We start from the raw sequence: 26,408 nt of genomic DNA, 5'->3' as shown, positions 1-26,408 counted from the left end.
GGGTGTCCGGCGGCTACATCGACGGATGTCGGTTCACGACGCAGTGCGCGACGATGTGCAGCGCGCCGTCGCGGACGGTCTCGGTGTACGGGCCGATGCGCTGCAGGGCACTCCACGCCGTCGGGCCGAGGCTGCGACGGGGCACCCCGCGGGACTCGATGACGACGGGGACGTCCATCGTGTCGTCGCTGACCGGGTGACCGTCGGAGCCGATCGGACCGAGGGTGACGGAGACGACGGGCATGCCGGGCTGCGCGGTGCGGCCGTCGCCGACCATCTGCCAGATCGCCTGCAGCAGCCCGTCGCGCTGGGTGGGGGAGAGGTGCCCCGCCAGGGCGGTCGGGTCGGCGACGCTCACCGAGCGACCGAGGTGGTCGGACTCGGTGATCGCGTGGTAGAGCCAGGTCTCGCGGCGGCCCTCGATCAGGTGCAGGCGGAGCTCGGTGGCGAGCGATGCGGCGACGGAACTCGAGGCGTCGGACAGCGGCAGCGGGTCGGTGCCGTTGGCGACGGCGTCGAGCAGCTTCTCGGCGGCCAGGTCGAGCCGGGCGAGCTCGTCCGAGGCGAGCATGCCGACGGCGAACTGCGGCGCCTGCACGTTGCTCTGCACGAGCACCCGGTCGAGTTCGCGCTGCACGAGCTGGCGGAACCGCTGCACGACGTACAGCGCGAGCGCCGGCGGCACGACGACGAGCGACAGCAGGGACACGATGCCGGGCATGGTGTCGTGCGTGATCGGCGTCGACGCGACGGCCATCACGATGAACGCGATGCCGAGCGCACCGATGGCGACGGCGACCTCGCGGGCGGGTCGGAGCGTGGCGATCGGCAGCAGGGCGAACCCGGCGGCCATCGACGCGGTCGCGGTGTGGGCGATGTCGTGCTCGGGCCAGATGCCGATGAAGTCGAGGGTGACCACGCAGGCCAGCACGACGCAGATCAACGCGAAGGCCGGACCCGTCAGCCGTTCGCCGTAGGTCAGGACGCTGAGTCCGACCCCGACGGCGGCGACGACGTAGAGCCCCCAGGCGACCGCGGGCAACCACGGGTCGGAGTACTCGTTCCAGCGCACCAGGAAGAACGCGATGCCGGCGACGGCCTCGATCGCCGTGAGGACCGCGGCGCCGAGGCCAAGGTAGCCGGCACCGAGCGAGGCACCGGGCTTGGCGGCCTGCCGCAGGGACCGGGCACCGGTCGACGTCGACGGGAGCCCTCTGGCCTGCCGGCGCTCGCTCGTCCGGTACCGCTCGCGCGCCTCGCGGCGGGTCCGGGGTGCAGGCGGAGCGGTCTCGCCGGGCAGGCTGCGGCCGATGGTGTCCTCGGGGACCCGGGTCATCGCGGTGCCTCCAGGACGACGGTGGTGCCGGAGCCCGGCGCGGAGAAGAGCTTCGCGTCGCCGCCGACCTCGCGCAGGCGGTTCACGACGCTCTCCTTGAAGCCGAGTCGCTCGGCACTGACGGTGGTGAGGTCGAAGCCGACGCCGGAGTCGGTGACCATCGCACGGACGACCTCGTTGTCGTGGACGATCGTGACGTGCGCCTCGCCGACGCCGGCGTGTCGACGGACGTTCTCGAGGCACTCGCCGAGCGCGAGGAGGAACGCGTCGAGCACGTTCGACGGCAGCAGGACCTGCCCGGTGCCGTGCCAGCTGACCTCGAGCCCCATCCGACCGAAGCGCTGCTTGACGGACTCCAGGGTCTGCCCGAGGGGCGATTCCTCTTCGCGGGTGAGCGAGTAGTCACCGGACTGCGAGGGCTGCGGGGTCGCACCGAGGCGCAGGTGCCGCAGCAGTCGGGCGTCCTCGGCGGCCTGCTCGCGCATGGCCTGCTCGGAGACGCCGACGCCGGAGTGCGCCAGCAGCGTCAGGGTCGCGAGCACCGTGTCGTGCAGCAGGCGGGCACCCTGGCGGCGCTGCGCCTCGGTCTCGCTGGCCTGCCGTTCGGCGCGGTGGGCGGTGCCGATGCTGTAGATGCGGCGGGCGACGCGGGGGATGCTGCGCGAGATCCAGATCGCCACGACGGTCATCAGGACCCACCCGAGCAGTGCGCCGCTGACCGGGGTCGACAGGAGCGAGCCCGATCCCCAGACCATGAGCACCACCACGGCGCCGCCGCCGGCGATGGTGATGCCGAGACCGACCGGGTGCCCGCGCTGGGCCATCAGCGGTGCCGAGAGCCCGCCGGCGGCCAGGGGCATGACGGCGCTGGCGACGAGGGGCCGCGCCGAGTCGTCGACGCCGGTGAAGAGCAGCACCATCGTGGCGAGCCCGGCGACGACGATGGCGGCGGTCCACCACACTTCGCCGCCGCGAGCGAAGCACACGAGGGCGGTGATCATCGCGGCGATGCAGAGGAGTGCGCCGATGAGGGGCAGCGTGGGCACGGCGGCGGCGGAGAGGATGCCCACGACGCTGACCAGCGCGCAGACGATGCCCACGACACGGGTCGCCGACCGCAGCAAGCGGTCGCGTTCCTGTGCGATGAAGTCCATCGATGTCCTGGTTGGTGACGATCTGGCGGTGCGGGAAACCGAGCGTCGGTCAGTGCCGAGCTCCACGCCATCATTCCACGCGCGCCACCCGTTGGGGGGTCTTCGGCGCGCCGTGGTGGCAGGCGGGCCCGTTCAGGAGTCGAGCAACCGCCGCAGGTGCGCCCCGACCTGCTCGTGCTCGATGAGGAACCCGTCGTGTCCGAACTCGCTCTCGATCACCGCTGCGGTGTCCCCGTCGAGTGCATCGGGCACGCCCGCGGCGATCCGGTGCTGGTCCTCGACGGGGAACAGCCGGTCGCTCGAGATCCCCACGACCAGGGTCCGTGCGGTGACCAGCCCGAGTGCCGCCGACACCCCGCCGCGCCCGGCGCCGACGTCGTGCGAGTCCATCGCGTACGTCAGCGTCACGTAGCTCGAGGCGTCGAACCGCCGGGTGAACTTGTTGCCGTGGAAGTCGAGGTAGCTCTCCACCGAGAACCGGCCGTCGTCGCCGAGTGGGGAGACGTCGCTCTGCCAGGACCGCGCAAAGCGGCTGTTCAGCTCGTCCGACGCCCGGTAGGTCATGAGCGCCATCCGCCGGGCCAGCGAGAGTCCGCGGTGCGGGCCCTCGCCGACGTCGGCCTCGTAGTAGTCGCCGCCCGCGAACGCCGGGTCCATCTGGATCGCCGCTCGCTGCAGGGAGTTCGCCGCGATCTGGTCGGCGGTGGTCTGTGCCGTCGACGCGAGGACCGCCAGCCGCTGCACACGCGCAGGGTGCGAGACCGCGAACTCGAGGGCGTGCATGCCGCCCATCGACCCGCCGACGACCGCCGCGAAGGTCTCGATGCCGAGTCGGTCGGCGAGCTGCGCCTGCACCTCGACCTGGTCGCGCACCGTCACGAACGGGAACCGCGAGCCCCACTCCGCGCCCGACGGCGACACCGACGACGGCCCGGTGGTGCCCTGGCAGCCGCCGAGCATGTTCGGCGCGATCACGAACCACCGGTCGGTGTCGATCGCCCGCCCGGGCCCGACGACGTCGCCCCACCAGCCGGCGGTGCGGTGGCCCGGGCCGGCGGCACCGGTGACGTGCGAGTCCCCGGTCAGTGCGTGCAGGACGAGCACCGCGTTGTCGCGGGCGGCATTGAGCGTGCCCCACGTCTCGTAGGCCACGCGCACGGACGGCAGGCGGCCGCCGCGCACCCACTGCTCGCCGAGCGACTCGAAGTGGCGTGCACCCGGGTGGTCACCGGGACGCCATGCACCGGTCACGGGCGGCTTGCCGAGGGTGCCGAGTTCGGTGCCGGGCACCAGGGTGGACGGCACGGAGTCCTCGGGGGTCGTCTGCCAGTCCATCGTGCGTCCAGTCTGCCGGGAGGCGCGGGTCGCCGCCGCCGTGTTACGTCACGCCCGGCGCGTGGCCGGCCTTCGGGCCGTGCTCGCCGTTCCGTGCGCGCGCATGTTCCGACATCGTGCGCGTTGTTCGACTCGTGGATCGTCGCACCATGCGCACGTACCGGATGCGTGTGCAACGAGCGACGTCCCACGCGTCGATCGACACGTGGGACGTCGCAACATGCACGCGCATCGGCAGGCAGGCAGCCAGGCAGGCCCGGCCGCGCGAGCCCTACGCGCGCTGGCTCTCCTGCGCGATCGCCCGGGCCGCGGCGAGCCCGGCCTCGAGGTCGGCCTTCAGGTCGGCGATGTTCTCGATGCCGACCGACAGCCGCACCAGGCCGGGCGTGACCCCGGTGGTCAGCTGCTGCTCGGGGGTCAACTGCGAGTGCGTGGTCGACGCCGGGTGGATGACGAGCGAGCGGACGTCGCCGATGTTCGCCAGGTGCGAGAACAGCTGCAGGTTGTCCACGAACGCCTTGCCCGCGGTCACCCCGCCCTTGAGCTCGAACGACAGCACGGCGCCGACGCCCTTCGGCGCGTACCGGTTCGCGGCCGCGTACCAGGGCGACGTCGGCAGCCCGGCGTAGGCGACCGTGGCGACGTCGGGGTGCTGGTCGAGCCACTCCGCGATCTCCTGCGCGTTCGACACGTGCCGCTCGATGCGGAGCGACAGGGTCTCGATGCCCTGCAGCAGCGCGAACGCCGTGTCCGCCGAGTTCGACGCACCGAGGTCGCGGAGCAGCTGCACCCGGGCCTTCACGATGTAGGCGAGCTCGTTGCCGACCGCCTCGGCGAAGACCGCACCGTGGTACGACGGGTCGGGCGTGTTGAACTCCGGGAACCGGTCGGCGTGCTGCGACCAGGCGAACGTCCCGCCGTCGACGATGATCCCGCCGATGACCGTGCCGTGGCCGCCGAGGAACTTCGTGGCCGAGTGCACCACGATGTCCGCGCCGTGCTCGAACGGACGGATCAGGTAGGGCGTCGCGATCGTGTTGTCGACGATCAGCGGGACACCGGACTCGTGAGCGACGTCGCTGACGCCCGTGATGTCGAGGACGTTGATCTTCGGGTTGCCGATGGTCTCGGCGAAGAACAGCTTCGTGTTCGGTCGGACCGCGCGGCGCCACTCCTCGAGGTCGTCCTGGTCCTCGACGAACGTCGTCTCGATGCCGAGCTTCGCCAGCGTGTACTTGAACAGGTTGTACGTGCCGCCGTAGATCGACGACGACGACACGATGTGGTCACCCGCCCCCGCGATGTTCAGCACCGCGTAGGTCTCGGCAGCCTGGCCGGACGCGACGAGCAGGGCCCCGGACCCGCCCTCGAGCGCGGCGATCCGCTGCTCGACGACGTCGTTCGTCGGGTTCATGATCCGGGAGTAGATGTTGCCCGGCTTGGCGAGCGCGAACAGGTCGCGCGCTTCGTCCGAGTTCGCGAAGACGTACGAGGTCGTCTTGTAGATCGGCGTCGCCCGAGCCCCGGTGGTCGGGTCCGGCTGTGCGCCGGCGTGGACCTGGGTGGTCTCGAACTGCCACTGCGCGGCGTCGTGCTCGGTCATCTTGGTGCTCCTGTCCGGTGCGGCTGGTCGTCGGGTCGCCCTGCGCTCGGCCTGGAGGCGCGGCGCGGCTGTGCGTCGGGTGTCACGGTACGCAGGTGGCCGGGCCCGCACCACCGCACCCGCCTCGGGACGTAACGCGCGCGCCGGTCCCGCCCCGCGCCTCCCGGCCAGGATGGTGCCCGGGGCTGACGGCGGCGACCACGGGGGATCGGTCGCGGCCTGCCGCGACGTCGCGCGCTGCCGACTGAGCGCAGCGAAGACGACTGCTTGCGCGGAAATGTCACGCGTCGCGGCGGAACAGCCAGTCGACCTTCGGCTCGAGCAGCCACCGCATCCCGCGCCGCACGAAGGGCTGCGCCAGGAAGAGGCTGACGGCGCACGCGATGACGACCATGAGGAGCACGAACGGCCATGCCGAGTGCTCGCCGGCCAGGACGCCGGACTCCCGGATCGGGTAGAGCACGAACGTGTGGAGCAGGTAGACGTACATCGTCGCCGCGCCGAACCGGGTGATCCAGATGTTCCGACGGGGGATGAGCACCAGGAACGACGCCGTCAGCAGGGTCGCGAGCAGCATCAGGCCGAAGCGCACCGCACCCGCCCACCAGGCGTCCTCGCCGAGCCCTGAGTAGGAGTCGTCGTAGAAGAACCAGTGGTGCAGGTCGAACTCCTTGAACTGCGGGATCCAGACCGCGCACGACACCGCCCACGCCGCGAACACCACGACGGCGGCGATCCGCACCCGGACGACCGTGCGGCGGGACGCCTCGTACCAGCGGTCGAAGACGCCCCACTGCTTGACCTGCCAGCCGAGCAGGAAGAACGGCAGCAGGCTGATCGCGCGGGACAGCGAGAGCGTGGAGTCGACGTTGTCGAAGTAGCCCACGCCGATGCTGAACACGACCGCCCAGAACAGCGGCCACCGCAGCTGCGCCAGGTACGGCAGGATCAGCTTGAAGATGCCCAGGGCCAGCAGGAACCACAGGGTCCACGTCGGCTTCGTCGGGTTGAAGTCCTTGCCGCCCTCGACGATGCCCTGCACCACGGTCCAGATCGTCTGCATGATGATGTACGGCACGACGATGTCCGTGATCGTCCGGCGCATCCGCCTCGCCGTCGGGGTGTCCGCCGACGAGAAGTAGCCGCTGATCACGCCGAACGCCGGCATGTGGAACGCGTAGATGAACGTGTAGAGCGCCAGGGCGTGTTCGCTCGCCGGCGTCTGCCGCTGGATCGCGTGGCCGATCACCACGAGCGTGACCGCGACGAACCGCGCGGTGTCCCACATCGGGATCCGGCGCGGGGCTCGACCGGGCTCGAGCTGCGTCGCCGGGGCCGAGGGGGCGGGAGGGGCGGCATCCGTCGTCATCGCCGGTCACGTTACCGGATCGTGACCTGGACGGCCCGGTGCGGTGCCGGAAGCGTCCCGCTCGGTACGGTGGGCGGACCGGGCAACCACGCGCCCGGTCACCGACGCAGGAGGCAGATCACATGGCAGCACGGCGCGCAGTCGTCACCGGAGCGAGCTCGGGCATCGGGGCGGCCACCGTCCGGCTGTTCCGGTCGCGGGGCTGGGACGTGCTCGCCGTGGCCCGCCGCGCCGCGAAGCTCGAGGCGCTCGCCGCGGAGACCGGGGCCGACACCCTGGTCGCCGACATCACGGACGCCGACGACGTGGCGGCGCTCGCCGCACGGGTCGCGGACCTCGGCGGTGCCGACGTGCTCGTGAACAACGCCGGTGGGGCGTTCGGCTCGGCGAGCGTCGAGGAGTCCGACGTCGACGACTGGCGCGCCATGTTCGAGGTCAACGTGATCGGCACGAAGCGGGTCGTCTCCGCGCTGCTGCCGCACCTGCGCGACCGCGCTCGGGAGTCCGGGAGCGCCGACATCGTCACGGTGACCAGCACCGCCGGGTTCGTCGCGTACGAGAACGGTGGCGGCTACAACGCCGCGAAGTTCGCCGAGCACGCCCTGGTCGGCGCGCTCCGGCTCGAACTGAACGGCGAGCCGATCCGGGTCGTCGAGATCGCGCCGGGCATGGTGAAGACCGACGAGTTCGCGCTCACCCGGTTCCGCGGGGACGAGCAGAAGGCCGCCGCGGTGTACGACGACGTGCCGGAGCCGCTCGTGGCCGACGACGTCGCCGAGGCGATCGTGCACGCGGTGGAGCTGCCGGCACACGTGAACCTCGACCTCGTGACGATCCGGCCGGTGGCGCAGTCGGCGCAGCACAAGCTGGCGCGTGGCCCGCTGACGCCCCGCTGAGCCGACCCGCGCCGGACTCGCGACCGACCCCGCACCGCCCCCGCACTGCCCCCGCGCCGGACCCGCGCAGCGCCCGGGCTGCTGCCGCGGGTCGCGGGCGCGGGCTCCCTGCCGGTACCGTGGTCGGATGCCGATCAGCAGCGAACCCGAGCCCGCGGCTCCGTCCACCGTGACCGTGACGAGCGGGCCCGAGGTACTCGGCTGGCTCGAGTTCGGTGACGCCGCACGCCTGCTCGCCAAGGACGTCCTGTCCAGCGGCTTCGAGCCCGAGGTCGTCGTCGCCGTCGCCCGCGGCGGACTGATCATCGCCGGCGCCGTGGCGTACGCCCTCGGCACCAAGGAGTGCGGCTCGATCAACGTCGAGTTCTACACCGACGTCGAGCAGCGGCTGGAGGAGCCGGTCGTGCTCGCCCCCGCCCTCGACGCCCCGAGCCTGGCCGGCAAGCGGGTCCTCGTCGTCGACGACGTGTCGGACTCCGGCCGCACCCTGCGCCTGGTGGTCGACATCATCCGGAACGCCGGTGCCGACGTCCGGAGCGCCTGCCTGTACTCGAAGCCCGGCACCGTCCTCGAGCCCGACCACGTGTGGCGCCGGGTCGACGGCTGGATCACGTTCCCGTGGAGCGCCCTCGCCCCCGTGACGGCCGAGTCGTGAGCATCCACCTGGTCGGCGGCGGTCTCTTCGCCGCCTCGGACGCCGCAGCGCCGTTCCTCGCCGAGGCCACCGCCCGTTCGGCCGCGGTCGGTCGGAGCGTCCCGCGCATCGCCCTGCTCTCCGTGGCGGGCCCGGACGGCGGCAGTCCGTCGTCGACCGCCGACATCGCCGAGGTCCTCGGCGGCCCGCGCACGGCCGAGGTGCTCGTCACCGAGGTCGCGGCCGGTCAGGTCTTCGACACCACCGTCCTGAGCGATGTCGACGCCCTGGTGGTCGGCGGCGGCGTCACCCCCGACTACCTGGCGGCGATCGCCCAGCTCGTCGACCAGCTCCGGCTGCTCGTCTCCGACGGTCTGCCCTACCTCGGCTACTCGGCCGGTGCGATGATCGCCGCCGACCGTGCCCTGGTGGGCGGCTGGCGCATCGGCGGCGTCGAGATCTGCCCCGAGGCGGCGTCCGAGGGGCTGGACGAGGTCGAGCTCCGCGAGGGCCTCGGCCTGGTCGACCTGACCATCGACGTGCACGCGGTGCAGGCCGGCACGCTCGCGCGGCTCATCGCCAGCGCCGAGGCCGAGTTCGTCACCGCCGGACTCGCGATCGACGAGGACACCACGCTCGTCGTCGGCGAGGGCGCGCTCGAGGTCCGCGGGACCGGCAGCGTCTGGCGTGTGATGGCCGGCGAGGAGTCGGTGGCCGTCGCCACCATGGGCGCGTAGCCGACGTGGAACCACGGCCGCTCGCCGACCTGGTCGACCCCGGCTGGGCCGATGCCCTCGCACCCGTCGAACCCGACGTACACAGGATCGGCTCGTGGCTCCGCGACGAGACCGCAGCCGGTCGCCACTACCTGCCCGCGGGCGGCGACGTGCTCCGCGCGTTCACGAGCCCGTTCGACGCCGTCAAGGTGCTGGTCGTCGGGCAGGACCCGTACCCGACGCCCGGCCACCCGATCGGTCTGTCCTTCGCCGTCGACCCGGCCGTCCGTCCGGTGCCGCGGAGCCTGGCGAACATCTACCGCGAGCTCGCCGACGACCTCGGCGTGACGCCCCCGCCGCACGGCGACCTGCGGGCGTGGTCCGACCAGGGCGTCCTGCTGCTCAACCGGGTGCTCACCGTGCAGGCGGGCGAGGCCGGCAGCCACCGCGGCAAGGGTTGGGAGGCTGTGACCGACCAGGCCGTCCGCGCGCTGGTCGCCCGTGGCACCCCGCTCGTCGCCGTGCTCTGGGGTGCCCAGGCCGGTTCGGTGCGACCGCTCCTCGGCGACACCCCGGTCGTCGCGTCGGCCCACCCGAGCCCGCTCAGTGCGTCGCGCGGGTTCTTCGGCAGCCGCCCGTTCTCGCAGGTGAACGCGCTGCTCGAGTCGCAGGGCGCACCGCCCGTCGACTGGACGCTGCCCGCTCAGTAGGCTCGGCACGTGCTCGAGGAGGAATACCAGCGACGGCGGGTCCTGCCGCGACACCTGCGTGCCCCGGCGGCGACCGAGACGGCCTTCGAGTACCGCATCCGTGCGGCCGAGGTGGGGGACCTGCCCCACGTGCGCGAGATCCACACGCACTACGTCCGCAACTCGTCGGTGACCTTCGACCCGGCGGCGTTCACGTACGCCGCGTGGAAGAAGCGCTACGACGACATCCGGAAGCGCCGCCTGCCGTTCCTGGTGGCGGAGAACCCCGCCGGGCAGATCCTCGGGTACGCCCTGGTCGACGCGTGGAACCCGCGGGACCGCTCGAACCACGTCGTCGAGGACTCGATCTACCTCGGTGCCGCGTCCGGTGGCAAGGGGCTCGGCCGCGCGCTGATGGAGGCGCTGCTCGACGAGTGCCGCTCGGCCGGTGTGCGCGAGGTCGTCGCCGTCATCGCGGACCGCCAGGCCGAGGCGTCGATCCGGCTGCACGAGCGGCTCGGCTTCGAGGAAGTGGGCCGGATGGGCAAGGTCGGCTACAAGTACGACCGCTGGCTCGGCACGGTCACGATGCGGCTCCGCCTGCGCGGCCCGCGGCTGTTCGCGCGACGACGCTGACGGAGCCGACGCGGTCGACGCGCGTCGCGCTCGAGACGCGGCCGCGGGGCGGACGGGAGGCCCGTGGTGGCCCCGGCACGCGCCTCCAGGCCGTCGCCCGGTCGCGTCAGCCTGCCGGCGCCTCGGTGATGAACTCGTCGCGCGTCACACGGAGCAGCGCGGTGGCCGCCGCCGCCGCGGCGTCCGCGTCACCCTCGACCGCTGCGCGCCCGACCGCCTGGTGCCGGAGCGCCGCCTCGCGCGTCCAGCGCGTGATGGGGTCGCGCGACTCCGACGTGCGGGTGCGGAGCAGCGCCTCGACCGTGCCGGCGAAGTGCGCGAACACGGCGTTCCCCGACCCGGTGAGCAGGGCACGGTGGAAGCGGACGTCGGCCTCCAGGTAGGCGCGACTGTCCTCGCGTCCGCAGGCGTCGAGCATGTCCTCGGCAGCGGCGAGCACGGCGTCCGCACCATCGGAGCCGGCGGTCAGGGACGCCGCGACCGGTTCGACGCCGAGCCGGAGCTCGACGAGCTCGCGCTGCTGCACGAAGTACGCCGGTGAGGTACCGCGCCACCGGATCACGGTGGGGGCGAGCAGCTCCCACGCGGTGATGTCGCGGACGAGCGTGCCGACCCGCTGCCGGGGCTCGACCAGGCCGAGGGACTGCAGGACGCGCAGGGCCTCGCGGACGACCGAGCGGGACACCCCGAACTCGTCGGCGACCAGTTCGGGTCGCACGACGGAACCCGTGGCCAGGTCGCCGTCGACGATCCGCTGGCCCAGGGTGTCGAGCACGTGGGCGTGCAGTCCGCGTGCGGTGGGCATCGTTTCCTCCGTGCAGTACGGGTCACGCGGTCGTCGTGACGCCGGTCCCATCGAAGCGGCAGACTCCGGGGACAGGCGGTTGGCGCGCGGGACGACGTCGTATAGTCTGATTAATCAGATTATTGAGGGTCGGCGTTCGTCGCGCCAGTCCACCCTCGACACGAAGGCGACGGAGCCGCGCAGCAGCGACTCCAGGAAGGGGCGCTGATGCCTCACGCTCTCCCGGACCACCTGCTCGCCGCGGGTGGCACCACCGAGACGGTCGACCCGTCCGGTTCGATCCCGCAGCTGATCATCGCGGCACTCGCCGGCATCGTGGTGATCATCGCGCTCATCACCTGGCTCAAGGTGCACCCGTTCATCGCGCTCACGATCGGCGCGCTCGGCGTCGGCATCGGCGCGGGGCTCGCTCCCGACAAGGCGGTCACCAGCTTCGGTGACGGCTTCGGCGCGACCATGACGAGCGTCGGCATCCTGGTCGGGCTCGGGGCGATGTTCGGCAAGATGCTCGTCGACTCCGGCGCAGCGGACCGCGTCGTGGACACCCTGGTGCGGAAGTCGTCGAAGGCGGCGCTGCCGTGGACGATGGCCCTGATCGGGGCGCTCATCGGGCTGCCGATGTTCTTCGAGGTCGGCCTCGTCCTGCTCATCCCGATCATCGTGCTGGTCGCCAAGCGGAGCGAGGTGCCGATCATGAAGATCGCCGTCCCCGCCCTGGTCGGCCTGTCGACGATGCACGCGTTCGTCCCGCCGCACCCCGGCCCGCTCGTCGCGATCTCCACCGTCGGTGCGAACCTCGGCACCACGCTCGCCTTCGGCATCGTGCTGGCGATCCCGGTGATCGTCCTGGCCGGGCCGCTCTTCGCCCGCTTCGCGGCCCGCTGGGTCGACATCCCCGTCCCCGACATGTTCGGGTCGCGTGGGGCGGTCGCCACCGCCGGCCCGGGTTCGGGGTCGGGTTCCGGGTCCGCCTCCTTCGCCGACGACCCGGCACACCCCGGACGGGAGGCCCGGCGCGGCCCCGCCACGCAGGACACCGCGTCCCTGCCCAACGGCAAGAGCGACTTCACGCGCGTCATCAGCGAGCCGCGCAGCCCGTCGTTCACCGTCGCCCTGATCGGCATCCTGCTGCCGGTCGTGCTCATGCTCGCCCAGGCGATCCGAGAGGCCACCGCCCCCGACGCCGCCGGCTCGTGGGTGAGCCTGCTCGACTTCCTCGGCTCGCCGATGATCGCCATCGGCATCGCGGCCGTCTACGCGATGGTCTTCTTCGCGATCGGCGGCGGGATGGACCGCTCGGCGGTGTCGAAGTCGCTCGAGAGCGCGCTGCCCCCGATCGCCGGGGTGCTGCTCATCGTCGGTGCCGGCGGTGGCTTCAAGCAGGTGCTCATCGACACCGGGATCGGCGGCGTGATCGCCGACGCCGTCAAGGACTCCGGCGTCTCGGTGCTGCTCGTCGCCTGGGTCGTCTCGGCCCTGGTCCGTGTGGCGACCGGGTCGGCCACGGTCGCCACGGTGACCGCCGCCGGCATCATGGCGCCGATCGCCGCCGACCTGTCGACGCCGATGACGTCGCTGCTCGTGCTCGCGATCGGTGCCGGCTCGGTGTTCCTGTCGCACGTGAACGACGCCGGGTTCTGGCTGGTGAAGGGGTACCTCGGCACCACGGTGGGGCAGACGTTCAAGACGTGGACGGTGCTCGAGTGCCTCATCTCGGTGTTCGGTCTCCTCGGGGTCCTGCTGGCCGGGGTGTTCATCCGATGAGCGGCGCAGGAGGAGTTGCTGCTGCCGGTGCTGCCGGTGCGTCCGACGCCGGGCTGGATGCTCGCGTCCTGGTCGTGATGGGGGTCTCCGGGTCCGGCAAGTCGACCGTCGCCGCCATGGTGGCGGAGCAGGTCGGGTGGGAGTTCGCCGAGGGCGACGCGATGCACCCGCCGGCGAACGTCGACAAGATGCACGCCGGCACCCCGCTCACCGACGAGGACCGCTGGCCGTGGCTCGACGTCGTCGCCGGCTGGATCCGCGGACACCTGGACGCCGGGACGAACGGCGTCGTGACCTGCTCGGCTCTGAAGCGCTCGTACCGCGACGTGCTGCGTGCCCCCGGGGTGGTGTTCGTGCACGTGGCCGGTGACGGTGCGCTCATCGAGGAGCGGATGTCGCAGCGTTCCGGGCACTTCATGCCGACGTCGCTGCTGCAGTCGCAGCTCGCCACGCTCGAGCCGCCGCAGCCCGACGAGGCCCACCTGACGATCGCCGCCGACCGCACCCCGGAAGAGGAGAGTGCCGAGGTCGTGGCGCGGCTCGGGCTGGTCCGGATCCCGAGAGCCTGATCGGGCAGTGCTCGGCAGCATGGCCGCATGGCGATCGACGACTCCCTCTCGCTCCTGACCCGCGGCTACGGGTTCGGCGCCCACCTGTGGCGCCGGACCCGCCCGGGGGCGCGGGCGGTGGGCTTCCGACTGCTCGGACGTCCGGCGCTGCTCGTGCGCGGTGCCGAGGGCGTCGCGCTGTTCTACGACGGCGACCGCACGGCACGCCACGGCGCGATGCCGGCCATCGTGCAGCGGACGCTGTTCGGCGTCGGCTCGGTGCACAGCCTCGACGGGGCGGAGCACCACCACCGCAAGGCGACGTTCGTCGACGTCGCGTACGAGGACGAGCAGGTCCGGCGCCTCGCACCCCTGCTGACCCACGAGTGGGCGACCGAACGCGACGCGTGGCTGACCGGTGGCACCCGCTCGGCGTACGACGCTGCCGTCGGCGCGATCGGCCGTGCGGTCATGCGTTGGGCCGGACTACCGGGGACGCCGGCGGCGAACACCCGGTGGGCGGCACGGCTCGCCCAGGTCGTCGACGGCTTCGGGGTGCCGTACTCACCCGAGTACCTGCAGGCCGTCCTGAACCGGCACTGGTCGGACCGGCACGCCCGGCGGCTGGTCGAGGCCGTGCGCGGTGGCCGGCTGACCCCCGAGCCGCACACCGCCCTGCACGAGTGGGCGTGGCACCGGGACCCCTCCGGGGCGCTGCTGCCGGCGCGGCTGGCCGGCATCGAACTGCAGAACAGCATCCGGCCGGCCATCGCGGTGGCCCGGTTCGTGGCGTTCGCGGCGAAGGAGTTGCACGACCGGCCGGAGTGGCGGGCACGGATCGCGGCCGAGAGCGCGGCGGCCGACGCCGCTGACGGGCCGCGTGTCGACGGGCCGCGCGTCGATGGGCCGCGCGTCGACGGCCCGCTCGCCGTCGCCTTCGCGCAGGAGATCCGCCGGACCGCGCCGTTCGTGCCGATGCTGCCCGCCTGGGCAACCACGGACGTCGAGCTGGACGGCGAACACCTGCCCGCCGGCGGGCGCGTGGTGCTCGACATCACCGGGACCGACACCGACGAGCGCTCGTGGGAGCGTGCCGGCGAGTTCGACCCGTCGCGGTTCCTCGGCGTGGACGATTTCGAGTCCATCACGACGTTCGTCCCGCACGGCGGTGCCGACGTCGCCACGGGGCACCGGTGCCCCGGCGAGAAGGTCGCGATCGCCGCACTCGCGGCCGCGGTCTCGGTGCTGAGCGACCCGCGGCTGACGATCCTCGACGACGGGCTCCAGGTCGACCGCCGCCGACTGCCGACGAAGCCGGCCTCGGGTGGCGAGGTCCGGGGCCGCTGCCCGTTCCACTGACCCGGTCTCAGCTGACCCGGTCTCAGCTGAACCGGATCGGGGTGCCGACGGGCAGCGCCGCGAGCGTCTTCGTCATCTCCGCCGAGATCCGGACGCAGCCGTGCGAGCTGCCGGTCGGGTCCGGGTAGTAGTGCAACGCGGTCAGTGCAGCGTTGCCGCCGTACGACGGGATCCGGGACGAGTGCGCCCCGGTCAGGATGATCGGGTTGCCCTGCGTGTACGCGACGCGCGTGTCGACGTACGCCGCCTCGACGTAGGTGGCGGTGTCGGCCGGTGTGGGGTCCTCCGGCGTCCCGAGCCGGGCGGCCTCGGTTGCCGTGACCTTGCCCGACCGGGCGACGACGGACACCGTGCTCGCCGCGACGTCGACCGTGATCATCCGGTCGGTGCGCGTCACGGTGAAGTCGGCGGCCCGGGCCCAGGCGAACGTCGCGCTCGGGGCGTCCGGGTCGCCGCCGTCACCGGGGGTGCGGTTGCGGGACGGCGTCGACACCAGGAGCATCCCGCCGTCCCGGCCGGGGGAGCGACCCCACACGGCGGTCGCCGCGGGCCGGTTGATCGTCGACACCAGGTGGGACAGGGTCGCCACCGGCCGGGCGCGGCTGGACGGGCTCGCGTACAGGGCGACGAGCGGCGTGCGCGGGGTCGCGATCTGCCACGTGTCCTCGGGCTCCACGTCCCCGCCGTCGAGCAACTGCGGCACGACGGCGTCGTGGAACGCCAACGGCAGCGCGGCCAGGGTCGCGTCGGACGGTGCAGCGGGGACGGCCGCGAGCGTCGGCTTCGGTTTCGGCGTGGCGCTCGGGGTCGGTGTCGTCGTGGCCCGGGCCGCGCGGGTCGGCTCCGGTGCTGGCGACCCGACGGTCACCCCCACCACGACGGCAGCGACGGCGAGCACCACCACCCCGGCGGTCGTCGCGATCCAGGTGCTGCGTCGCATGGTGCTTCCCCCTCGGTCGATCCGTCAGCGTTCGGTGACGGTGCCGCCCTCGACCCGCCACTGCCGGTCGAGTCGGACGGTCTCCAGCATGCGCCGGTCGTGTGTGACGAGCAGCAGGGTCCCGTCGTAGGACTCCAGTGCCTGCTCGAGCTGCTCGATCGCGGTGAGGTCGAGGTGGTTGGTCGGTTCGTCGAGGACGAGCACGTTCACCCCGCGGGCCTGCAGCAGCGCGAGTCCGGCCCGGGTGCGCTCGCCGGGGGAGAGCGCCGAGGCCGGTCGGCCGACGTGGTCCGCCTTCAGCCCGAACTTCGCGAGCAGCGTCCGGACGTCGGCGGTCGTGTACTCGGGGACGATCGCCTCGAACGCCGCTGCCAGGGGCTGGTCACCGGTGAACGCCGCACGCGCCTGGTCGACCTCGCCGACCGCGACGCTGGACCCGAGCGAGGCCGTGCCCGTCGTCGGCGCCTGCTTGCCGAGCAGCGCCCGCAGCAGGGTGGACTTGCCGGCGCCGTTCGGGCCGGTGATGCCGATCCGGTCACCGCCGTCGACCTGCAGCGAGACCGGGCCGAGGGTGAAGTCGCCCTGGGTGAACGTGGCGTCCGACAGCGTCGCGACGACGGCCGACGACCGGGGTGCGCTGCCGATGGTGAACTCGAGCTGCCACTCCTTGCGCGGCTCCTCGACCTCGTCGAGCCGGGCGATGCGGGACTCCATCTGCCGGACCTTCTGCGCCTGCTTCTCGCTCGACTCCGAGGCGGCACGACGGCGGATCTTGTCGTTGTCCGGGCTCTTCTTCATGGCGTTCCGCACACCCTGGCTCGACCACTCGCGCTGCGTCCGTGCCCGCGAGACCAGGTCGGCCTTCGTCGACGCGAACTCGTCGTACGCGTCACGCTTGTGCTGCCGGGCGATCTCGCGCTCCTCGAGGAACGAGTCGTACCCGCCGCCGAACAACCGGTTCGACGACTGCGCCAGGTCGAGTTCGAGCACCGAGGTCACCGAGCGCGCCAGGAACTCACGGTCGTGGCTGACGAGCACCACTCCGCCGCGCAGCCCGCGCACGAACGCCTCGAGCCGGTCGAGGCCGTCCAGGTCGAGGTCGTTGGTCGGCTCGTCGAGCAGGACGATGTCGAACCGCGACAGCAGCAGCGCGGCGAGCCCGACGCGGGCGACCTGCCCACCGGACAGCGCGGTCATCAGGGAGTCCGGGCCGACGCCGTCCGCACCGGAGTCGCCGGTGCCGGGTTCGAGGCCGAGGTCGGCGAGCACCGCCGGGATCCGGTCCTCCAGGTCGGCAGCCCCCGCGGCGAGCCAGCGGTCGAGCGCCGCCGAGTACCGGTCGGCCGCTGCGTCGCCGGCGTCGGGGTCGCCGAGCGCCGCCGCCGCTGCGTCCATCGTCACGGTCGCCTCGGTGCAGCCGGTCCGCCGCCCGAGGTACGCCGCGACGGTCTCACCAGCGATGCGCTCGTGCTCCTGGGGGAGCCACCCCACGAACGCGTCCGTCGGTGCCAGGGAAACCGTGCCGGCCAGCGGCTCGTCGACCCCGGCCAGCAGCCGGAGCAGCGTGGACTTGCCGGCACCGTTCACACCGACGACCCCGATCACGTCACCGGGCGCCACCGTCAGGTCGAGGGAGTCGAACAGCGTGCGAGCGGCGTACCCGCCGGACAGGCCCTTGGCGACGAGCGTGGCGGTCATGCGCCCATCGTCCCACGCGGAGCGGGCACCCCACGTGCAGCAGACTGGGCCGATGGACTCCTGCGTCTTCTGTGCCGTGATCGCCGGTGACCAACCCGCCGTGTGGGTCGAGCGCGAGGAGCACGCCGTCGCCTTCGCACCCCTGCCCGACTCGGCGCTGGCCCCCGGCCACACCCTGGTCGTGCCGGTCGAGCACACCGCTGACCTGCTCAGTGCAGGACCCACGGCACTCGCCGCCACCACGGCACTGGCGCAGCGCGTCGCCCGTGCGATGAAGGGTGCCCTCGGCGCGACCGGGACCGTCGTGCTGCAGGCATCGGGCGCGGACGCCGGCCAGAGCGTGCCGCACCTGCACCTCCACGTCGTGCCATGCTGGCCGGACGACGCCACGACGCACTGGCCGGAGCGACGATCGGCGCACGTGGTCGACGGTGACCCGCACGCGCTCCTCGCCGAGATGTTCGAGTAGCCGCCCGAGCAGACCCTGCCCGGCCTGGCGCGACCCTCAGCCGCGCGGCGTCAACTGACCCGCACCCACCGGCAGCAGCCCGCCCCGGTACTCGAGCGCCGTCGCGCCGCCGACCGACACCGAGGCCGCCCCGAACCGCCACGCTCGGTTGAACAGGTACACACCGATCACCGTGTCGCCGTCGTCCGGCACCGCCCACGTGCCGGTGCCCCACTGCGCCGGGTGCCCCACCCCGTCGACGGTGACGGTCGGCCGGGCGAACCAGGCGAACAGGGGCCGGACGAGCCGGAGTTCGATCCGGCGCTTCGTCGTGCCGGAGGGGAGAGTGGTGTCCACCGTCGAAGGATACGGGCCACCGCCGCCTAGGCTCGGAGCCGTGTTCGAACTCCACCACCTCTCCGCACAGGAACTCTGGGACTGGATCCGCCGGGGCGAGGCGACCGCCCTCGAGGTCACCGAGCACTACCTGTCCCGCGTGGAACGCCTGGACGCCGGACTCGGTGCCTTCGTGACGGTCACCGCGGACGCTGCCCGGGCCCGAGCCGATCGCCTCGGCCACCTGGTGCCGACGTCGAGACCGTTGTGGGGCCTCCCGTCCGCCGACAAGGACCTGTACGACCGCGCCGGGGTCACCACACGGAACGGCACCGCGAGCCTGCCGGAGCGGCCCGCGTCGGCCGACCACCCGCTCGTCGCCGCGCTCGACGCGGCCGGCACCGTCAGCCTCGGCAAGACCGCCTCACCGGAGTTCGGCATGTCCTCGTCATCCGAGACCCGGCTCGGCGTGACGCGGAACCCCTACGACACCACGCGCGCGCCGGGCGGGTCGTCGAGCGGTGCGGCCGTCGCCGTCGCCGCCGGACTCGTGCCCGCCGCGGTCGGGTCGGATGGCGGCGGATCGGTGCGGATCCCCGCCGCGGCGACCGGGCTCGTCGGCCTGAAGCCGAGCCGCGGCCGCGTGCCGTCGATGCCCGGCCGCTCCGGCGTCGGCGGCCTGTCCGTCGCCGGGCCGCTCACCCGGTCCGTCGCCGACGCGGGCATGCTCCTCGACGCGCTGGTCGCGCCGACCGGGCTGCCGGAGGCCTCGCCCTACGCGCTCGTCACCCCCGACGTCGGCGAGGGACCGTTCACCGCGGCCGCCGTCCGCGGCGAGGGCCGGTTCGTCGTCGGGGTGCTCGAGGGTTCACCGTGGGACGACACCGTCGACGTGGTCGTCGACCCCGCGGCCCGGGCCGCCGTGGAGACCGCCGTGCGGGTGCTCGGCGAGGTCGGGCACGGCGTCGAGGACGTCCGGATGCCCCGCGTGCCGTACGCCGACGCGTTCCGGGTGGCGTGGGAGAGCTCGGCCGCCCGACTGCCGCAGGTGCCCGGGATCGACCTGTCGGCGCTGACCCCGCTCGTGGCGTGGCTCGTGGCGCGCGGGCAGGCGCTCTCCGGCACGCAGGTCCTCGACGCGATGTCGACGCTCGACACCTTCTCGACGACGCTCATCGGCGCGTTCGACCGGTTCGACGCGGTGCTCACGCCGACCCTCGCGATGACGCCGCGGCCCCTCGGCTGGTACGGCGACGACCCCGACGAGGACTTCCGCCGCCAGTGCGCGTACTCGCCGTGGACGTCGATGGCGAACGTGTCCGGGCTCCCCGCGATCACCCTGCCGGTCGGCGTGACCGACGACGACCACCCCGACGGTGGCGGCCTGCCGATGGGCGTGCAGCTGATCGGACGCCCCGGCGGCGAGCGCGTCCTGCTCGCGATCGGCGCGCAGCTCGAGCGCCGGTTGCGCTGGCAGCGGCGGCACCCGGCTGCCTGGACCGCCTGACGGGAGGCCCGGGGCCGGGGTGCGGGCGCGCGGGCGTGCGGCGCACCGTGCGGCGTTGTCAGGCTGGTGCGGGGTTGCTTGCTCGATGCGGCCTCGTAGGCCGGCTCTGTGCGGGCAACCTCGCACGGAGTGGCGGGGCGCGCACGGTGCGGTGGACTCGTGTGCGTCTGGTCTGGAGGCGCGGGGCGGGCCGGTGCCGTGCCTCCTGTCTGGCGCACGGTGCGGTTTCGTGCGTGTGGTGCGGGGTTGCTTGTTCGGTGTGGCCTTGTAGGCCGGCTCGGTGCGGGCAAGCCGGCACGGAGTGGCGGGATGCGCACGGTGCGGTGGACTCGTGTGCGTCTGGTCTGGAGGCGCGGGGCGGGCCGGTGCCGTGCCTCCTATCCGGCGCACGGTGCGGTTTCGTGCGTGTGGTGCGGGGTTGCTTGTCCGGTGTGGCCTTGTAGGCCGGCTCCGTGCGGGCAAGCCCGCACGGAGTGGCGGAGGGCGCACGGTGCGCCGCGCCGCCCGCCGCCGCCCCGCCCCGTGCCGCCCGCGCAGCCCGCCTACGGCAGCGTCGGCGCCGCCGCCACCAACGCCCGCGTCACCGGGTGCTGCGGCGCATCGAGGAGCGACACCGGCCCGTGCTCGACGATGCGGCCGTCGGACATCACCGCGACCGTGTCGCACAGCCGCTGCACGACCCCGATGTCGTGCGACACCAGCACGAGCGTCAGCCCGAGGTCGTCGGCGAGCGACCGGAACAGCTCGATCACCCGAGCGCGGACCACCACGTCGAGGGCGCTCATCGGCTCATCGCCGAACAGGATCCGGGGCGAGTGCACCACGGCCCGGGCGATCGCGATCCGCTGCCGCTGCCCGCCGGAGAACTCGTGCGGGTACCGGTCGACCGTGTCGGCGGGCAGGTCGACGCGCTCCAGCACGGCACGGACCAGGTCGTCGTGCGACCCCGGGACCTGCAGGGCCCGCAGCGGCTCGGCGACGATCGCGCCGACGCGCATCCGCGGGTCGAGTGACGCGTACGGGTCCTGGAACACCACCCCGGTCTCGCGACGGAACCAGCGCAACGCACGCGCGGACCGGGACGCGACCACCGGACGGCCGGAGGCGGCGACGGTGCCGGCGGAAGGGGCCTCCAGGCCGGCGAGCAGGCGGACCAGCGTGGACTTGCCGGATCCCGATTCGCCGACGATGCCGAGCCGTGCGCCGGGGGCGACCGTCAGGTCGACACCGTCGACGGCGGTGCGGACCGGCCCGGGCTCGAACGGGCCGCGGCGGGGGAGTCGGTAGGTGCGGTGGAGACCGGTGGCCTCGAGGACGGGGAGGGTCACGGGGCGGTCCTCCTGGCGGTGGCGCGGGCGGCGTCGACGAGCGCAGCGGTGGCGGGGTGCTGCGGTGCGGCGAGCAGGTCCGCGACGCGGCCCTGCTCGACCACTCGGCCGGCGTCCAGCACCACGGCGGTGTCGGCGATGCGCGCGAGCACGGCGAGGTCGTGGGTGACGAACACCATGCCCGCCGGCAGGTGCTCGAACAGGTCGAGGATGCGGGCCTCGGTGGTGACGTCGAGCGCCGTGGTCGGCTCGTCGGCGACCAGGTACGACGGCTCGCCCGCCATCGCCATCGCGATGCAGATCCGCTGCCGCTGTCCGCCGGACAGCTGGTGCGGGTACTGCCGCAGCAGCGACTCCGGGTCGGGCAGGCCCACGGACGCCGCCAGGTCGACGGCTGCCGCGCGTGCCGCGCGTCGGTCGAGCCCGCGGTGCAACCGGAGCGGCTCCGCGATCTGCGCGCCGACGCGGCGCAGCGGGTCGAGCGCGGTGCCCGGCTCCTGGAACACCATCGCGATGCCCGACCCACGGTGTCGCGCGCGCTCGCGGTCGGGCAGGCCGACGAGTTCGGTGCCGTCCAGGCGGATGCTGCCGGTCACGACGGCGCCGGTGGGCTCCAGGCCCATCAGGGCGAGCGAGGTCATCGACTTGCCGGATCCGCTCGCGCCGATCACGCCGACGCGCTGGCCGGGAGGCACGGTGAAGCTGACGTCGTCGAGGATCGTCCGCCCCGTGATGCGGACCGACAGCCCGCGGACCTCGAGCCCGGAGGCTGCGGTTGCGCGGGCGGTGCCGGCTGCGTCGGCGGCGTGGTCGGGGCGTGCTGCGTGGTCGGTCATGCGGTCACCCCCGGCGTGGTCGTCGCCGGGTCGGCGCTCCGGTCGCTCGGCGTGCGGTCGGTCGTCGTTCGGTCGCTCGTCGTCAGCCGCGGGTCCGAGGCGTCACGCACGGCGTCGCCGAGCAACGACAGTGCCGCGACGACGAGGGCGATGGCGGCTCCCGGCCAGGTCGCACTCCACGGGTGGACACCGATGTAGGTCTGCAGGTCGGACAGCAGGCTGCCCCACGACGCGGTGTCCGATCCGGCGCCGTAGCCCAGGTAGGACAGCCCGGCCTCGGCGAGCACGGCCGTGGCCATCGCGAGCGACAGCTGCACGGTGAACAGCGGCGCCGCGTTCGGCACCAGGTGACGGAAGAGCACCCCGGCACCGCCGACGCCGGACGCCCGGGCCGCGGTCACGTAGTCGCTCCGGGCGATCCGCCGGATCTCGCCGCGGGCCACGCGGGCGATCGTCACGCCGAAGGAGAGCCCGACGCTGACGATCACGACGCCGAGCGATCCGCCGAACACCGCGGTCAGGAGCATCGCGGTGAGCAGGGTCGGGAACGCCACCAGGATGTCGAGCAGGACCGCGGTGCCCTCGCGCACCCAGCGGGCGGTGAGCGAACCGATCGCGGTGAGGACGATGCCGACGACGCTCGCGATCACCCCGGAGCCGACGGCGACGAGCACGGTGGTGCGGGTGCCGGCGAGCAGGTAGCTCGCGATGTCGCGGCCGGCGGCGTCCGTGCCGAACCAGTGCGCGGCGCTCGGCCCCTCCCACTGGTGGAACGGGTCGGCGCGGAACGGGTTCTGCGGTGTCCAGACGAGCGACACGGCGGCGAGCACGAGCAGCAGGCCGAGCACGACGACGGCGAAGACCCCGGTCGGTCGGGACACCAGACGGCGGATCATCCCTGCACCTCGCGCTGTCGGGGGTCGAGGGTGCGGTGCACGACGTCGACGGCGAACCCGACGAGCAGCACGAGTCCGGTGAGCACGAGCAGTTCCGACTGCACCTTCGTGATGTCGCGGCGGCCGACGTCGGTCACGAGCATCCGGCCCACCCCGGGCAGCGAGAACAGCTGCTCGACGACGACGGCACCGACGAGCAGCCCGGCGATCTGGACGCCGAGCACGGCGAGCACCGTGAGGGCGACGCTCGGCAGACCGTGGCGGAGCAGCGCCTGCGTGCGGGTGAGCCCGACGGCGGCGGCGGTGCGCAGGTGGTCGGCGTCGAGGACGGAGAGCGTGGCGGACCGGGTGAACCGGAGGATCACGGCGCCCTCGACCGCACCGATCGTCAGCGCGGGCAGCACGAGCGACGCGAACGCCCGCCCGGGTTCCGACCAGCCGTCGAGCGGGAAGCCCTGCGTCGGCAACCAGTGCAGCGTCACCGCGAACAGGGCGACCAGGAGCATGCCGGCCCACACGACGGGCACGGCGGCGACCGCCTGCGCCGCGAACCCGATCACCGCACCGCCCGGGCGGCGACGGAGCACCGCGGCGACCACGCCGAGCGGGACGCCGATCACCAGGGCGGTCGCCAGGGACATCGCGGCGAGCGGCAGGGTGATCGCGAGCTTCTGCGCGATCTCCGGTGCGACGGCACCGTTCGTCACCAGCGAGCGGCCGAGGTCACCGCGGAACACCCCACCGATCCAGTCGAGGTACTGCACCACGACGGGCCGGTCGAGTCCGAGCTGCTGCCGGAGCTGCTCCACCTGCGCGGGGGTCGACTGCGTGCCGGCGACGACCTGGGCGACGTCACCGGGCAGCACGCGGAGCGTGGCGAAGATGATGACGCTCGCCACGAGCAGGCCGACGACGAGCAGGAGCACCCGCCCGATGAGGAACCGGGTCACGACACCGATGCTACGGGGACGGACACCCCGCCGCGGCCGCTCCGGGTCACTTGACCGCGAGCTTCGCCAGGTCGAGGCGCGAGTTGCCGCCGTCGACCGGGAAGCCCGTCACGCCGGAGCGCACCGCGGTGATCTCGGTCGCCGTGTAGAGCCACTCGCCGGCCGCGTCCTCGCTGACGATGCGTGCAGCCTTGCGGAGTGCCTCGGTCTTCGTGGCCTCGTCGGTCGCCGCGATCGACTGGGCGTAGAGGGCCTGCACCTTCGGGTTGTCGTAGCCGAAGTAGTAGTCCGGGTTCGCCCAGTTGCCGAAGTCGCGGGCCTCGACGTGGTCGACCATCGACAGGTCGAAGTCCCGCTCGCCGGACTTCGGTGCCTGGAACACCGAGGACAGCCAGGTGGCGAAGTCGACGCGCTTGACCGTCAGGGTGATCCCGACGTCGGCGAGCTGCGACTTCAGCACGTCGCCGATCGTCGTCGGGTAGATGTTCGCGTAGGTGAGCGTCAGCTTCAGGTCCTGCTGGCCGGCGTCGGCCAGGAGCTTCTTCGCGTTCGCGGGGTCGTACGCGTCGATGTCGGTCAGGTCCTCGTAGCCGGGGTCGAGCTCCGGGATCGGGCCGCCCTGCTCCACGCCGGTGCCGCCGATCGCCTTGATGAGCGCCTTCGCGTCGATCGCCTGCCGGATCGCCCGGCGCACGCGCTCGTCCGTGAACGGTTCCTTGCGGTTGTTGAACGCCAGCGTGTACTTGTCCGTCGTCTTGCCGCTGTGCAGCGCGATGTCGGCGTTGCCCTGCAGCTGGCTCTTGAGTGTGCCGTCGACCGGGTTCAGGACGTCGAGGTCACCGTTCGCCATCGCGTTGACGGCGGTCGACGGGTCCGTGATGTACCGGAAGACGATCTTCGCGACCTTCGCCTTCGTGCCCCAGTAGTCCTCGTTGCGGTCGAAGGTGAGCGAGTCGCCCTGCTTCCAGCTCGCGACCTCGAACGGACCGGTGCCGTTCGCGCTGTCGGACAGGTCGTTGTCCGCGGCCTTCTCGAGCACCAGACCCGAGCGGCCGGTCAGGTTCCAGAGCAGGTCGGAGTCCGGCTTCGCCAGCTGCAGCACGACGGAGTCGTCCGACGGCGAGGTGATCGACGTGACGCCCGCGAGCTTGGCGGAGTCGACGTACGAGTCGTTCGACTTGACCTGCTCGAGCGACCACACGACGTCGGCCGCGGTGACCGGCTTGCCGTCCTGGAACGTCGTGCCGTCCCGCAGCGTGAACGTGTAGGTCAGGCCGTCGTCCGAGACCTCGTGCGACGAGGCCAGCACGTCACGGATGTCGCCGTCGGCGGTCCGGCCGACGAGCCCCTGGTACACGTTGTCGATGAGCACCTGGTCGAGCGCCGCCCCGGACTGGGTGCGGATGTCGAGACTCGTCGGCTCGAGCACCAGCCCGACGCGCACCGTGGCGTCCTTGCCGCCGGTGGTGTCGGACGAGCCGGAGCAGCCGGCCAGCGCCAGGGCGGAGACGACGGCGACGGCCGTGGCGGCGAGGGCAGCGCGCCCGATGCGCGAGGTGCGCGCGGTGCGACGGGGCAGGAGCGGACTCATGGGGTGGTGGGTTCCTTCCGGGCGCGAGGGCTGGGATCGGGCCTCGCGCTCGCACGAGGGTACCGGCGGCTGGTGCCGTCCGGCGACGGTTCTTCGATCGGGTGCAACAATCCGTGCCGCTCCGCCCATGCCCGGATCGCCGAAGCCAGTTCGAGGGGTGCCTGGTTCTGCACCGCGTGCCGCGAGGTGACCGTCACGATCTCGGCGTCCGGCAGGCGTTCGGCGAACCCGGCGTGCAGCTTCGGGGAGACGTACCCGCGGTCACCCCGGACGAGCAGGACCGGCACGCGCAGGGCCTCGAGGTCCGGCCACGCATCGGCGAAGCGTCCCACCGACGATGTCCGCCCGGCGGGCAGGTGCGGGAAGTGGTGACGGCGAACGAGTCGCCCGTCCGCACCGAGGGCCGTCGTGTGCCGGGCCTCACGGAGCAGCACCTGCCGGTCGTCGCCGACCCGCGCCTCGATCGCCCGGTCGACGACCTGCTCGAGCGACTCGAACGGCTCCTCGGCCTCGAGCGCGCGGGCGATCCGGTCCACCGCACGCTGCGCGAAGTCCGGCGACATGTCGACGAGCACGAGCCCGGTGACCCGCTCCGGCGCGGTGGCCGCGAGTCGAGCGGACAGGATGGCACCGAGCGAGTGCCCGACGACGATGCCCGGCGGCACCGCGAGCGCGTCGAGCGCGGCGAGCACGCTCGGCGCCGTCGCGGCCGCCGCGTAGTCCGCGTCCTCCCGCCACGACGACCGGCCGTGGCCGGGCAGGTCGAGGGCGACCGCCGGCTCGCCCACGGCGAGTGCCGTGGTGTCGAAGCTGTGGGCGTCGATGCCGAGCCCGTGCAGGTAGGTGATCCGGGCCTCCTGGCCGTCGTCGCCCCACCGGATCGCGGACGTCTCCTGCCCGTCCGCGGTGCGGACCACCTGCCTGGAGGCGCGGAGCGGCGTGGTCACGCCGCTCGCGCTGGCGAGGGCGGGCAGGTCGGCGAATTCGTCGTCGGGGGCTTCGGACACGGGGACGATCCTCGCACCGTTCCGGGG

At 73.0% G+C, this 26,408-nt stretch carries 25 protein-coding genes; 10 read left to right on the top strand and 15 right to left on the bottom strand.

The features are described 5' to 3' along the window. Window positions 1–13: 13 nt before the first annotated feature. The 5 genes from DEJ08_RS10845 to DEJ08_RS10825 all read right to left on the bottom strand — a co-directional run bounded on the left by DEJ08_RS10845 (window position 14) and on the right by DEJ08_RS10825 (window position 6,797). Window positions 14–1,336 carry a hypothetical protein gene (locus DEJ08_RS10845; RefSeq protein WP_111038591.1) on the bottom strand — a complete coding sequence of 441 codons (1,323 nt, stop codon included), beginning with the start codon at window positions 1,334–1,336 and terminating at the stop codon, window positions 14–16. After that, entirely contained in the window at window positions 1,333–2,490 is a 1,158-nt protein-coding gene (locus DEJ08_RS10840; protein ID WP_111054013.1) for a sensor histidine kinase, read from the bottom strand. Before DEJ08_RS10840 ends, DEJ08_RS10845 begins: the two co-directional genes overlap by 4 nt. Before the next feature lie 132 nt (window positions 2,491–2,622). Then, window positions 2,623–3,825: a homoserine O-acetyltransferase MetX gene (metX, locus tag DEJ08_RS10835; RefSeq protein WP_111054012.1), complete on the bottom strand. Its 1,203-nt coding sequence runs from the start codon at window positions 3,823–3,825 to the stop codon at window positions 2,623–2,625. A 271-nt stretch (window positions 3,826–4,096) separates the two neighbouring features. Then, window positions 4,097–5,428: a bifunctional o-acetylhomoserine/o-acetylserine sulfhydrylase gene (locus tag DEJ08_RS10830; RefSeq protein ID WP_111054011.1), complete on the bottom strand. Its 1,332-nt coding sequence runs from the start codon at window positions 5,426–5,428 to the stop codon at window positions 4,097–4,099. Between the two features lie 280 nt (window positions 5,429–5,708). After that, entirely contained in the window at window positions 5,709–6,797 is a 1,089-nt protein-coding gene (locus DEJ08_RS10825) for an acyltransferase family protein (RefSeq protein ID WP_111038592.1), read from the bottom strand. A 122-nt stretch (window positions 6,798–6,919) separates the two neighbouring features. Here DEJ08_RS10825 and DEJ08_RS10820 point away from each other — a divergent pair, with 122 nt between their 5' ends. The 5 genes from DEJ08_RS10820 to DEJ08_RS10800 all read left to right on the top strand — a co-directional run bounded on the left by DEJ08_RS10820 (window position 6,920) and on the right by DEJ08_RS10800 (window position 10,368). Beyond that, entirely contained in the window at window positions 6,920–7,693 is a 774-nt protein-coding gene (locus DEJ08_RS10820) for an SDR family oxidoreductase (RefSeq protein ID WP_111038593.1), read from the top strand. Window positions 7,694–7,820: 127 nt separating this feature from the next. Continuing rightward, window positions 7,821–8,348, top strand: a complete 528-nt coding sequence (locus tag DEJ08_RS10815; RefSeq protein WP_051596753.1) for a phosphoribosyltransferase — start codon at window positions 7,821–7,823, stop codon at window positions 8,346–8,348. Continuing rightward, window positions 8,345–9,064 carry a Type 1 glutamine amidotransferase-like domain-containing protein gene (locus DEJ08_RS10810; protein WP_111054010.1) on the top strand — a complete coding sequence of 240 codons (720 nt, stop codon included), beginning with the start codon at window positions 8,345–8,347 and terminating at the stop codon, window positions 9,062–9,064. Before DEJ08_RS10815 ends, DEJ08_RS10810 begins: the two co-directional genes overlap by 4 nt. A 5-nt stretch (window positions 9,065–9,069) precedes the next feature. After that, window positions 9,070–9,753 carry a uracil-DNA glycosylase gene (locus DEJ08_RS10805; protein ID WP_111054009.1) on the top strand — a complete coding sequence of 228 codons (684 nt, stop codon included), beginning with the start codon at window positions 9,070–9,072 and terminating at the stop codon, window positions 9,751–9,753. A 9-nt stretch (window positions 9,754–9,762) separates the two neighbouring features. Further along, window positions 9,763–10,368 (top strand): GNAT family N-acetyltransferase, encoded by a 606-nt coding sequence (locus DEJ08_RS10800; protein WP_027465815.1) that lies wholly within the window; start codon window positions 9,763–9,765, stop codon window positions 10,366–10,368. A 106-nt stretch (window positions 10,369–10,474) separates the two neighbouring features. Here the strand turns inward: DEJ08_RS10800 and DEJ08_RS10795 are convergent, their stop codons facing one another. Beyond that, window positions 10,475–11,173, bottom strand: a complete 699-nt coding sequence (locus tag DEJ08_RS10795) for a FadR/GntR family transcriptional regulator (RefSeq protein ID WP_181438938.1) — start codon at window positions 11,171–11,173, stop codon at window positions 10,475–10,477. A gap of 207 nt (window positions 11,174–11,380) precedes the next feature. Between DEJ08_RS10795 and DEJ08_RS10790 the strand changes: the two genes are divergently transcribed. Genes DEJ08_RS10790 through DEJ08_RS10780 form a run of 3 tightly spaced genes read left to right on the top strand, consistent with a single transcriptional unit; the run spans window position 11,381 to window position 14,844 of the window. Continuing rightward, on the top strand, window positions 11,381–12,937 hold the full coding sequence (locus DEJ08_RS10790; protein WP_220035431.1) for a GntP family permease: 1,557 nt from the start codon (window positions 11,381–11,383) through the stop codon (window positions 12,935–12,937). After that, entirely contained in the window at window positions 12,934–13,506 is a 573-nt protein-coding gene (locus tag DEJ08_RS10785; protein WP_111054007.1) for a gluconokinase, read from the top strand. Before DEJ08_RS10790 ends, DEJ08_RS10785 begins: the two co-directional genes overlap by 4 nt. 27 nt (window positions 13,507–13,533) lie before the next feature. After that, window positions 13,534–14,844: a cytochrome P450 gene (locus DEJ08_RS10780; protein ID WP_111054006.1), complete on the top strand. Its 1,311-nt coding sequence runs from the start codon at window positions 13,534–13,536 to the stop codon at window positions 14,842–14,844. A 22-nt stretch (window positions 14,845–14,866) separates the two neighbouring features. Here the strand turns inward: DEJ08_RS10780 and DEJ08_RS10775 are convergent, their stop codons facing one another. Together DEJ08_RS10775 and DEJ08_RS10770 are read right to left on the bottom strand one after the other, a co-directional pair. Further along, window positions 14,867–15,784, bottom strand: coding sequence for a L,D-transpeptidase (locus DEJ08_RS10775; RefSeq protein ID WP_111054005.1), 918 nt, complete (start codon window positions 15,782–15,784; stop codon window positions 14,867–14,869). Between the two features lie 24 nt (window positions 15,785–15,808). Continuing rightward, window positions 15,809–17,482 (bottom strand): ABC-F family ATP-binding cassette domain-containing protein, encoded by a 1,674-nt coding sequence (locus DEJ08_RS10770; RefSeq protein ID WP_111054004.1) that lies wholly within the window; start codon window positions 17,480–17,482, stop codon window positions 15,809–15,811. Window positions 17,483–17,534: 52 nt separating this feature from the next. Here DEJ08_RS10770 and DEJ08_RS10765 point away from each other — a divergent pair, with 52 nt between their 5' ends. Continuing rightward, window positions 17,535–17,951, top strand: a complete 417-nt coding sequence (locus DEJ08_RS10765; protein ID WP_071404585.1) for an HIT family protein — start codon at window positions 17,535–17,537, stop codon at window positions 17,949–17,951. 36 nt (window positions 17,952–17,987) lie between these two features. On the opposite strand, the gene DEJ08_RS10760 is transcribed toward DEJ08_RS10765, so the two are convergent. Continuing rightward, a complete protein-coding gene (locus tag DEJ08_RS10760; protein ID WP_111054003.1) occupies window positions 17,988–18,287 on the bottom strand; it encodes a hypothetical protein in 300 nt (99 codons plus the stop codon). Window positions 18,288–18,327: 40 nt separating this feature from the next. On the opposite strand from DEJ08_RS10760, the gene DEJ08_RS10755 reads away from it, so the two are divergent. After that, window positions 18,328–19,773 (top strand): amidase, encoded by a 1,446-nt coding sequence (locus DEJ08_RS10755; protein ID WP_111054002.1) that lies wholly within the window; start codon window positions 18,328–18,330, stop codon window positions 19,771–19,773. A 542-nt stretch (window positions 19,774–20,315) separates the two neighbouring features. Here the strand turns inward: DEJ08_RS10755 and DEJ08_RS10750 are convergent. Genes DEJ08_RS10750 through DEJ08_RS10725 form a run of 6 tightly spaced genes read right to left on the bottom strand, consistent with a single transcriptional unit; the run spans window position 20,316 to window position 26,381 of the window. Next, on the bottom strand, window positions 20,316–21,101 hold the full coding sequence (locus DEJ08_RS10750; RefSeq protein ID WP_111024546.1) for an ABC transporter ATP-binding protein: 786 nt from the start codon (window positions 21,099–21,101) through the stop codon (window positions 20,316–20,318). Further along, entirely contained in the window at window positions 21,098–21,937 is an 840-nt protein-coding gene (locus tag DEJ08_RS10745; protein ID WP_258367008.1) for an ABC transporter ATP-binding protein, read from the bottom strand. Before DEJ08_RS10745 ends, DEJ08_RS10750 begins: the two co-directional genes overlap by 4 nt. Beyond that, window positions 21,934–22,833, bottom strand: coding sequence for an ABC transporter permease (locus tag DEJ08_RS10740; RefSeq protein ID WP_111054001.1), 900 nt, complete (start codon window positions 22,831–22,833; stop codon window positions 21,934–21,936). The genes DEJ08_RS10745 and DEJ08_RS10740 overlap by 4 nt, the downstream gene beginning before the upstream one ends. Further along, window positions 22,830–23,783 (bottom strand): ABC transporter permease, encoded by a 954-nt coding sequence (locus tag DEJ08_RS10735; protein WP_071404591.1) that lies wholly within the window; start codon window positions 23,781–23,783, stop codon window positions 22,830–22,832. Before DEJ08_RS10735 ends, DEJ08_RS10740 begins: the two co-directional genes overlap by 4 nt. A 46-nt stretch (window positions 23,784–23,829) precedes the next feature. Next, window positions 23,830–25,374 carry an ABC transporter substrate-binding protein gene (locus DEJ08_RS10730; protein WP_111054000.1) on the bottom strand — a complete coding sequence of 515 codons (1,545 nt, stop codon included), beginning with the start codon at window positions 25,372–25,374 and terminating at the stop codon, window positions 23,830–23,832. Beyond that, window positions 25,371–26,381, bottom strand: a complete 1,011-nt coding sequence (locus DEJ08_RS10725) for an alpha/beta fold hydrolase (RefSeq protein WP_181438937.1) — start codon at window positions 26,379–26,381, stop codon at window positions 25,371–25,373. The genes DEJ08_RS10730 and DEJ08_RS10725 overlap by 4 nt, the downstream gene beginning before the upstream one ends. Window positions 26,382–26,408 lie beyond the last annotated feature (27 nt).

Source organism: Curtobacterium sp. MCLR17_054, from assembly GCF_003234335.2.
Lineage (GTDB): Bacteria > Actinomycetota > Actinomycetes > Actinomycetales > Microbacteriaceae > Curtobacterium > Curtobacterium flaccumfaciens.
This window is presented reverse-complemented; position numbering and strand designations above follow the sequence as displayed.